We start from the raw sequence: 1741 nt of genomic DNA, 5'->3' as shown, positions 1-1741 counted from the left end.
CGAGGACCCCGGCCCGGTGATTGCCGGCATGGCGCAAAAGCTCGAGACCTGCGGCGCGGAAGCGCTCGCCATGCCCTGCAACACCGCCCATCACTACGCCGATAAAATCCGCGAGGCCGTCGCCATTCCCTTCATCGACATGGTGAGGCTGACGGTCGACGCGATCAGCTCCGAAACGCGGCCCGGCGCGAAGATCGGCATGCTGGCCTCGCCCGCCGTGCGCATCACCGGGGTCTTCGACAAGGCCTTTGCCGGCACCGGGCGCATTCCGCTCTGTCTTGCGGATGACGGTCCGCTTCTGGAACTGATCCGCCACATCAAGATCCATGGCGCGGATGACAATGCCCGCGCCCAGATGACGGTGGCTTCGCGTGCGCTGGTTGCCGAGGGCGCGGACATGCTGCTGATTGCCTGTTCGGAATTGTCGCTGATTTCCAATGCCGTCGATCCGGCGGCCCATGCCATTGATACGATCGATCTTCTGGCCGGCGCATGCATCGCCTTTTCAGGCGGGCAGGAGACGTGACAGAATAACGGCTGAACCTGCAATGCGGGAAGCGGTCTCAGCCTCAACAACAATAACGATGCCCGCGCCAAACCAAATCTGGAGAGTGGAATGTTGAAAACTTTGATGACTGGCGTGATCGCAGGCTCGGTCACCGTACTGATGTCAGGCGCCGCATTCGCGGAAACGGTGATTATCGGCCATTTCGGCAACCCGACGCCGATGCAGCTCCTGGCCTCGTCCGACGCCGTTGAACAGGCGACCGGCTGGGATGTCGAGTGGCGCAAGTTTGCCGCCGGCACGGATGTGATCGCTGCCATGGCCTCCGGCGACGTGGTTCTGTCCGAACTCGGCTCCTCGCCGCTCGCCATTGCCGCGAGCCAGGGCGTGGACCTGCAGATGATCGCGTTTTCGGATGTGATCGGCAAGGCGGAATCCCTGATTGTCGCCAAGGATTCCGGCATCGAGACGCTGGCCGACCTCAAGGGCAAGCGGATTGCGGTTCCGGTGGGCTCGACCGCGCATTTCTCGCTGATGGGCGCGCTGAAGCATGAAGGCATCGCCGAGGGCGACGTCACCATCATGAACATGCCGCCGGATCAGATCGCCGCCGCCTGGGAACAGAACGCCATCGACGCCGCCTGGATCTGGCAGCCCGTCCAGGCGCAGATTTCCGAAACCGGCACGCTTCTGCTCGGCGCCGACGAAACCGCCGCCTGGGGTTACCCGACCTTCGACGCCTGGGTGGTCAACACCGAATTCGGCGAAGAGAACAAGGACCAGATCGTCGCCTTCCTGAAGGAAGTCGACAGGGTCAACAAGGAATATCTCGCCGATCCGTCGAAGTGGACGGCCGATAGCGAGCCGGTAAAGACGCTCGCCGAGGCGACCGGCGCCGACCCGTCGCAGGTTCCCGGCATCCTCGAAGGCTTCGCCTTCCTGCCGCTGTCGGAACAGGTGACCGACACCTGGCTCGGCGGCGCGGCCGAAACGGTCAAGGGCACGTCCGAATTCCTGAAGTCCGCCGGCCGTATTGACAACGTTGCCGACGACTACACGCCCTTCGTCAACGCCGATTACGCCGACGCCGCGAAGTAAGCCCGGCAATCTCAACATGACGCCCCCGGCCCGAAAGGTCCGGGGGCAGATGGGACCACGATCATGGTGTTGGAAATCAACAGGGCCTCCGTCGTCTATCCATCCGCCAGCGGAAACGCGCCGGTCGAGGCGCTCCGG

General features: G+C 63.5%; 2 protein-coding genes. Both read left to right on the top strand.

Features of this window, described 5'->3' with window-relative positions:
* Positions 1–526 (top strand): aspartate/glutamate racemase family protein (locus tag V6766_RS25395; protein WP_448471017.1); only part of this gene is annotated, 526 nt, incomplete at its 5' end.
* Between the two features lie 90 nt (positions 527–616).
* Positions 617–1603, top strand: a complete 987-nt coding sequence (gene tauA / locus V6766_RS25390) for a taurine ABC transporter substrate-binding protein (RefSeq protein WP_448471016.1) — start codon at positions 617–619, stop codon at positions 1601–1603.
* Positions 1604–1741: the final 138 nt, after the last annotated feature.

This window comes from Martelella sp. AMO21009 (assembly GCF_053484295.1).
This window is presented reverse-complemented; position numbering and strand designations above follow the sequence as displayed.